Annotated in this window: 6 protein-coding genes; 4 read left to right on the plus strand and 2 right to left on the minus strand. The window is 69.7% G+C overall.

Going from position 1 to position 7,880, the window contains the following annotated elements; translation table 11 throughout:
• A partial coding sequence (locus DM816_RS38215) for an ATP-dependent DNA helicase (RefSeq protein ID WP_162908262.1) occupies positions 1-1,741 on the minus strand: 1,741 nt, incomplete at its 3' end.
• 197 nt (positions 1,742-1,938) lie between these two features.
• On the opposite strand from DM816_RS38215, the gene DM816_RS38220 reads away from it, so the two are divergent.
• Genes DM816_RS38220 through DM816_RS38235 form a run of 4 tightly spaced genes read left to right on the plus strand, consistent with a single transcriptional unit; the run spans position 1,939 to position 5,010 of the window.
• On the plus strand, positions 1,939-2,451 hold the full coding sequence (locus DM816_RS38220) for a DUF402 domain-containing protein (RefSeq protein ID WP_117215377.1): 513 nt from the start codon (positions 1,939-1,941) through the stop codon (positions 2,449-2,451).
• Between the two features lie 7 nt (positions 2,452-2,458).
• Entirely contained in the window at positions 2,459-3,325 is an 867-nt protein-coding gene (locus DM816_RS38225; RefSeq protein WP_246002597.1) for a PPK2 family polyphosphate kinase, read from the plus strand.
• Positions 3,322-3,996 carry a DUF47 domain-containing protein gene (locus DM816_RS38230; RefSeq protein ID WP_117215379.1) on the plus strand — a complete coding sequence of 225 codons (675 nt, stop codon included), beginning with the start codon at positions 3,322-3,324 and terminating at the stop codon, positions 3,994-3,996. Before DM816_RS38225 ends, DM816_RS38230 begins: the two co-directional genes overlap by 4 nt.
• A gap of 45 nt (positions 3,997-4,041) precedes the next feature.
• Complete coding sequence (locus DM816_RS38235) at positions 4,042-5,010, plus strand: inorganic phosphate transporter (RefSeq protein WP_425455330.1); 969 nt, start codon at positions 4,042-4,044, stop codon at positions 5,008-5,010.
• Here the strand turns inward: DM816_RS38235 and DM816_RS38240 are convergent.
• A complete protein-coding gene (locus tag DM816_RS38240; protein WP_117215381.1) occupies positions 4,987-7,695 on the minus strand; it encodes an AfsR/SARP family transcriptional regulator in 2,709 nt (902 codons plus the stop codon). The genes DM816_RS38235 and DM816_RS38240 overlap by 24 nt on opposite strands.
• Positions 7,696-7,880: the final 185 nt, after the last annotated feature.

Here is a 7,880-nt window from a genome sequence, read left to right on the forward strand (position 1 = left end):
CCAGCCGCACGGCCGCGATGGGCACGCTCACCGCGGCGAAGCCCGAGCCGCCCGCGGCGTCGACGGCCGCGGAGCGGGCGGCGGCCAGCGGCTCGTCGGGGCGCGGGAACGGCAGCCGGTCGATGACGACCAGCTGGCACGCGTCACCGGGCACGTCGACGCCCTGCCACAGCGACATCACGCCGAACAGTGAACTGTTGCGCTCCTCGCGGAACCGCCGCACCAGCAGCGGGAGCGACTCGTCGCCCTGCAGCAGCACGGTCAGCCCGGTGCGGGCGCGCAGCAACTCGGCCGCCTGCTGCGCCGCCCGGCGTGACGAGAACAGGCCGAGCGTGCGCCCGCCCAGCGCGGTGACGAGCTTGAGCAGCTCCTCGCCGGCCGCGTCGGACAGGCCCGACGCCGTGGGCCGTGGCAGGTGGGCGGCCACGTAGAGGATGCCCTGCTTCGGGTAGTCGAACGGGGAGCCGACATCGAGTGTGCGATAGCCGTCGGGCGCGCCGAGCGCCTTGCCGATCGTCTCGAACTTGCCGCCCAGGGCGAGCGTCGCGGACGTGGCCACGACCGTGCGGTCCTCGTAGAGCCGCTCGCCCAGCAGGCCCGCCACCGACAGCGGCGCGACCACGAGCGCCCGGCGCGGCTCGTGCTCGACCCAGGCCACATCGTGCTCGGAGTTGTCGAGCAGCCGCTGCGCCGTGCTCGACACGTCGGACAGCAGCGACTTGGCCAGCTGCTTGCGCACCGGATCGGGATCGTCGAGCTTGATCTCGCCGACGTCGTTGAGCGAGGCCCGGGTCGCCGAGTCGAGCAGCACGCACGCCTCATGCAGCGCGGGCGGCAGGCCCGTGGTCAGCCGCCCGGGCATGACCTCGGCCAGCCCGACCGTGAGCGCGTCGGCGGCCTCCAGCAGGCCCTGATAGTGCTCGCCCTCGACGAACGCGCGGGCGGCCCGGGCGCAACTGTCCACTCCGGACGAGGTGAGCTCGGCCTGCGCCGCGCTGGACACGCGATCGGCCAGCTCATGCGCCTCGTCGACGATGAGCAGCTTGTGCGGCGGCACGATGTGGCGCCCGGCGAGCATGTCGTAGGACAGCAGGGAGTGGTTGGTGACCACGATGTCGACCTCGCGCGCCCGCGCCCGGGACAGCTCGGCGAAGCACTCCGTCCCATAGGGACACTTGGTCGCGCCCACACACTCGCGTGCCGGCGTGGACACCGCGCGCCACGCCGTGTCGTCGACGCCCGGGTCGAGCTCGTCGCGGTCGCCGGTCTCGGTGGACCCGGCCCAGTCGCGGATGCGCACGATCTGCTTGCCCAGCCGGCCCGCCTCGCCCAGCCACTTCGTGCGCTCGAACAACGCGTCTTGCCCGGCGCCCTCCTCCTCGTCGGCGTGCTCCAATTTGGCCAGACACACGTAGTGATGCCGACCCTTGAGCAGGGCGAACGTCGGCGCCCGCCCGAGCAGCGGGGAGACCGCCTGGGTCAGCCGGGGCAGATCGTGGTCCACCAGTTGGGACTGCAGTGCCAAGGTGGCTGTCGAGATGACGACCGGGCCCTCCACCGTGAGCGCGGGCGCGAGGTAGGCAAGGGACTTGCCGGTGCCGGTGCCCGCCTGCACCAGCAGATGGGTCTTGTCGCGCACGGCCTGCGCGATGGCGGCCGTCATGGCCTCTTGACCTGGGCGGGTGGCGCCTCCGGGAACCGCCGCGACCGCGGCGGAGAGAAGCTCGGCTGCTTCCGGCATGGCCCTGACGCTATCGCGCGCCGCCGACAATTCTTGTTTCGGCCCACGATGAGCAGTGGCCGCCACGAAAAATTTCGTTCCGGTGGTCTTTCACGGAAGGCATATCATGGTCGCATGAGCGAGCGCTTGCGCGAGCGAATCAAAATTGCAGTTCACCGCGTGCCTCATGCCGGCCGCGGCCCAAGAGAGCGTCCGGCATGAGCGCGGTCCGGTACGAGATGAGGAAGTATGACGGGCGGCCTCATCGCGGCATCGTGACGCGCGCGCTCGGGCGCGACCGCCACGGCATCTGGCTGGGCATCCCCAGCGGCACGGTGGCCGACTCGGGCAAGGTCTACGAGATCCCCGGAGTGCTGCTGGTGCCGCACGTCGGCTGGTGGACGGCGATGTTCAACGCGGCGCCGCGCAACACCTCGGTGTACTGCGACATCACCACGCCCGCGGCCTGGCAGGGCAACCGGGTCGTGGTGACCGACCTCGATCTGGACGTGCGCAAGATCCGCGAGACCGGAGAGGTGCAGCTGGTCGACGAGGACGAGTTCTCGATCCACGCGCGCCAATACGGTTATCCGGAAGAGGTCATGAGCCAGGCCCAATCCGCGGCGACGTGGTTGCTCAAGGCGTTGCACAACGGGCTTGAGCCGTTCGCCGGTGACTTCCACCGATGGCTTGCGCTGTTTCAGCACCCATCGCCGGTAAATGCGCGATGATCGCTGTGTGTCTGATTTAGCGGCACTTCTGTGCGCGGGGCCGGGTCTCGACCTGGCCTCGATCGATACCGCGTCCACCCCCGGACTGCCCGGCAAGAAGGCGGTTCGCAAAAACCCGAAGCCATGGGCCCGCGGCGACCTGGTTTCGCTCGGCGAACGGCTGGCGATTCAGCAGGAGATGCTGTACGCCAACTTCAAGACCAACGGTGACCGCAGGCGCATCCTGCTTGTGCTGCAGGCGATGGACTGCGGCGGCAAGGACGGCACGATAAAGAAGGTCGCCGGCGCGCTCAACCCACAGGGCCTGCGGATCGCCGCGTTCGGGCCGCCGACCGAACAGGAGCGGCGGCACGACTTCCTGTGGCGCATTCGTCACGCGGTGCCCCCGCCCGGGATGATCGGGGTGTTCAACCGATCGCACTACGAGGACGTGCTCGTGGTCCGGGTTCGCAAACTCGCACCGGCCAGGGTCTGGCGCAGCCGGTACCAGAAGATAAATGATTTTGAAGAGGAATTGGCGGCCGACGGCATCACGCTGGTGAAGGTGATGTTGCACATATCCCTTGAGGAGCAGCGTCGGCGGCTGTTGGCCCGGCTCGAAGACCCGACAAAACACTGGAAATACCGCCCGGAGGACGTGGACAATCGGGCATTCTGGCCCGCATATCAGGAGGCCTACCAGGATGTCCTGGCGCGATGCGGCACGGATGCGGCACCCTGGTACGTTGTGCCAGCTGATCGCAAGTGGTATCGGGACTGGGCCGTGGCACACCTGATGCTGCAAGCTTTCTCGGGGCTCGGGCTGCGTTATCCCACCGCAAGTTTCGACCTCGAGCGGGAACGCAAACGGCTCGAAGAAGGGACCAACAAGTGAAGTTCTCGCTTCGGCCAAGTGAAGCGGCCTTCTACGACATGTTCAGCCGGGCTGCGCAAAACCTGCTGCGCGGCACGGCACTGCTCACCGAGCTGGCACTGCCCGGGGCCGACGTGCAGGCGGTCAGCGAGCGGCTGGCCGAGGCCGAGCACGACAACGACGAGATCACCCACGAGTTGTACAACAAGATCAACTCGACCTTCATCACCCCGTTCGACCGCGAGGACATCTACGCGCTGGGCAGCCGCCTCGACGACGTGATGGACCACATCGAGGCGGTCGGCAGCCTGGTGTACCTCTACGGCCTCACGAAGCTGCCCAGCCTGCCGCGCGAGATGCACGAGATGGTCGACGTGCTCAACCGCCAGGCCGCGATCACGGCCGAGGCGATGGAGCGGCTGCGCGTGGGCGCCCCCGGTGTCAAGCCGCCCAAGGGCGTCAAGAAGATGAAGGGCCTGCGCGGCCTGGAGGACTACTGGGTCGAGTGCAACCGCCTGGAGAACGAGGGCGACCGGGCCTATCGCATGCTGCTCGTGCGCCTGTTCAGCGGGGAATACGATGCGCTGACCGTGCTGAAGATGAAGGAGGTCGCCGACGAGCTCGAGGCCGCGTGCGACGCGTTCGAACACGTCGCCAACACCCTTGAGACCATCGCGGTCAAGGAGTCCTGAGTGGACAGTGTGCTGCTCGCCGTCATCGCGGTGATCCTCGCCGCGATGGTGTTCGATTACACCAACGGGTTCCACGACGCGGCAAACGCCATCGCCACAAGCGTTTCCACCCGTGCCCTCACTCCGCGGGTGGCGCTGGGCATGGCGGCGGTCGGCAACTTCATTGGCGCGCACCTGGGCGGCAACGTCGCCAAGACCGTCGGCAGCGGGCTGGTCTCGTTGCCGCAGGGGCAGGAGAGCCTCGGGATCGTGTTCGCCGGGGTCCTCGGCGCCATCGGCTGGAACCTGTTGACGTGGTATTTCGGGCTGCCGTCGTCGTCGTCGCACGCCCTGTTCGGCGGGCTGGCCGGAGCCACGCTGTGCGCGGTCGCGTTCGGCATCGGCGGCGAGGTGCTGTGGTCCGGCATCCTGGAGAAGGTCATTATCCCGATGATCGCCTCGCCGGTCTCCGGTTTCCTGCTCGGCGCGCTCGTGATGCTTGCCGTCATGTGGACCTTCCGACGCGGGCACCCGGGCAAGCTCAACCGCGGATTCCGCTGGGCGCAGTCGGTTTCGGCCGCGGCCATGTCGGTCGGCCACGGCATGCAGGACGCCGCCAAGACCATGGGCATCGTGGTGCTCGCGCTTTACACGGGCGGATTCCAGGACGACAAGACGCACATCCCCGAGTGGGTGTTCTGGAGCTCGGCGGCCGTGCTGGCGGCGGGCACCTATGCGGGTGGCTGGCGCATCATCCGCACACTGGGCCGGCGCGTGATCCACCTTGACCCGCCGGCCGGCTTCGCCGCCGAGACGGTCGCGGCGAGCGTGCTGTTCACCACCTCGCAGCTCGGCCTGCCGATCTCGACCACGCACACCATCACCTCGGCCATCATGGGCGTCGGCGCGACCAAGAAGCTGTCGGCCGTGCGGTGGGGCGTGGCCGGAAACATCGTCATCGCATGGATTCTGACGTTCCCGGGAGCGGCCCTCATCGCCGCGATCGTCTACTTAGGAGCGCGCTGGGTGTTCTAGCTTGGCTCGCACGGCTTCTGCCGCCAGGCGGGCATCGTGTGCGGCCGCGGGCTCGCCCAGGGCCTCGTGGCAGTCGCCAAGCCGCGTGAGCGTCTCGGCCTCGTTGCGCAGGTCGCCGCGCTCGCCGAAAACCCGTGCCGCGTAACGATAATTGGCGATCGCCTGCCGGTGCTCGCCCAGATTTTCGTAGATATAGGCCAGTGTGTCGCGGGCCAGCGCCTCGCCCGTGTCGTGGCCGATCTCGGCGAGCAGGCGCACCGACTCCAGGCAGTATTCCAGCGCCCGATCGTGCTCGCCCGCCCGCGCGTAGTAGAGCGCGACCGCGTTGCGCGCGTCGCCCTCGGTGCCCGGATCGCCCGCGATCAGGCTCCGGTCCAGCCCGAGCAGGGCGTGCTCAAGCGCCTCATCCGGCCGGCCGTGCCGGTCGAACAGGTTGGCCAGATTGAGGTGGACCCGTGCTTGCTCCACATGCTCGCCCGCCTGGCCGAACAGCCGCAGCGCCGCGCGCAGGTGGTCGAGCGCCTCGGTGAACCTGCCCTGCGACATGTCGGCGAAGCCCAAGCCGCGCAACGCATGTGCCTGCCCGGCGGGGTCGCCGGCGCGACGTGCCGCGGCCAGGGCCGTGCGGCCGGCCATCGCCAGCTCGCCGCGCATCCCGACCATGGTCAGGAAACTGGTCAGCGTCCACGCCAGCCGCCACGCATGGCCGTCGAACCCCTCGGCAAAGGCCAGATCTATGAGGGCCAACAGCACCCGGCATTCCGCCAGCAACCAGGCCATGGGATTTTCTATTCCGGTACCGGGCACGGCCCCGCCGCCCACGTCGATCCTCGGCCGGTGCGGCGAAATCGCCACGGCCGCACCGAAAGCGGCCTGCAGATAGTGGTCGAGCAGCCGCCGCAGCGCCTCACGCCGCTCGGCCTCGGTCTCCTGGACGTGCACCTGCCGTTCCGCATAGGCGCGCAACAGGTCGTGGAAGTGATAACGCCCATCCTCGTGCCGCATCAACAGGTGTGCCTCGGTCAGCTCGTGCAGCAGCGACCGTGCCCGCTTCGGGGTGACGCCCGCCAGGCCGGCGGCCGCGTCCACCGTGAGCCCCGGCCCTGGGTGCAAACCCAAGAGCCGGAACAGTTTTGCCGTGTCCGGGCCGAGCGCGCCATAAGACCACGAGAACACCGCGGCCACGTCGGCCACCGCCTCGCCCACGGACAGGGCGTCGAGCGCCTGCGCCAGCTCGGCCGCGAACTTCGCCAGCGAAAGCCCCGGATCGGCGGCGGCCCGAGCGGCGATGATGGCCAATGCGAGCGGAAGCCCGGCGCAGCGGGCGACGATGTCGTCGACCGCCTCGGGCGATTCGGCCAAGCGGTCCTCACCGAGACGGGCGGACAGTAGAGCTCGCGCCTGCGCCGCGCCGAGCAGGTCGACGGCCAGTGAACTGGCCGCCTCGACGACGGCCAGCGAGGTCAGCTGGGTACGCGAGGTGACCAGCACCGCGCAGCCCGGGGTGCCCGGCAGCAGCGGCCTGACCTGGCCCGCGTCGCGGGCGTTGTCCAGCACCACGAGCACGCGCTTGCCCGCGAGCAGGCTGCGGTAGAGCGCGACCTGGGCGTCGAGCGTGGGTGGGATGCGCTCGGGCGGCACGCCGAGCGCGTCGAGAAAACCGCGCACCGCCTCTTCGGGCTCCATCACCGCGCTTTCGGCGCCGAACCCGCGCAGGTTCACGTACAGCTGGCCGTCCGGGAAGCGTTCGGCGTTGCGGTGCGCCCACTGCACGGCAAGCGTCGTCTTGCCCACCCCGGCCGTGCCCGACAGGACCGCGATCTGGCCCGTGCCCAGCAGTTTGTCGATGCAGGCGAGCTCCGGCCCGCGCGCGACAAACCGGGTAAGCGCGGGCGGCAGATGCGCAGGCACCGCGGGCTTGGCGGGCACGAGGATCGGACCCTCGGCGGCGGGGAGGTCCAATGTGGAGTCCTGGCGCAGCATCGACGACTCCAGCTCGCGCAGCGCCGGCCCCGGATCCACCCCGAGCTCGTCGTCGAGCCTGCGGCGCAGCCGCTGGTATGTGGCCAGCGCGTCGGCCTGGCGGCCGCTGCGGTACAGCGCGAGCATCAGCTGCCGGTGCAGATCCTCATCGAACGGGTGCCGTTCCGACTGCTCGGCAAGCTCCGGCACGAGCAGCGCGTGCTCGCCGAGCGCCAGCCGGGCGTCGGTCAGCGCGTGCACCGCGGCCAGCCGCGTGCGCTCCAGCCGGTCGGCCTGTTCTTCCAGCCAGGCCAGCCCGCTCACGTCGACCAGGGCGGTGCCGCGCCACAGGCCGAGCGCCGCGCGCAGGATCTCCACCCGCTGCTGCGGCTGCGCCGCGCGGGTGCCCTCGGCGATCAGGCGTTCGGCCTCCTGCAGATCGGTGGACGCGGCCAAGCGGTACCCGGGCGGGTGCGCCACGATCGCGTCGTGCATGCCGAACTCCCGCCGCAGGTGCGACACATGGCTCTGCAGCGTGTTGACGGCGGTCGCGGGCGACCGTCCACCCCAGACGATGTCGATCAGACTGTCCGCGCTGACCACGTCGCCGGCGCGCAGGCCAAGCACGGCGAGCACGGCCTTGCGCCGCAGCCCGGAGACCATGCGTGGCTGTGCGTCCACGGTCACCTCGATCGGCCCGAGGAGCCCCACCCGTATCCGCATCGCTCAATCATGGGCCCCCAGCTGCCCCAAGTCAGTCAAACGTATGACTCAACGTTTTCGCAGCGGCTGAGCCCGGATCGCTGCGCGCCCGGCCTCAGCCGCGCCAAGAGCACGGCTTCGCCTGAACGGAGTTGAACCTTTTCGCAGCGGCTGAGCCCGGATCGCTGCGCGCCCGGCCTCAGCCG

It is taken from the genome of Allorhizocola rhizosphaerae, assembly GCF_003426775.1.
Lineage (GTDB): Bacteria > Actinomycetota > Actinomycetes > Mycobacteriales > Micromonosporaceae > Allorhizocola > Allorhizocola rhizosphaerae.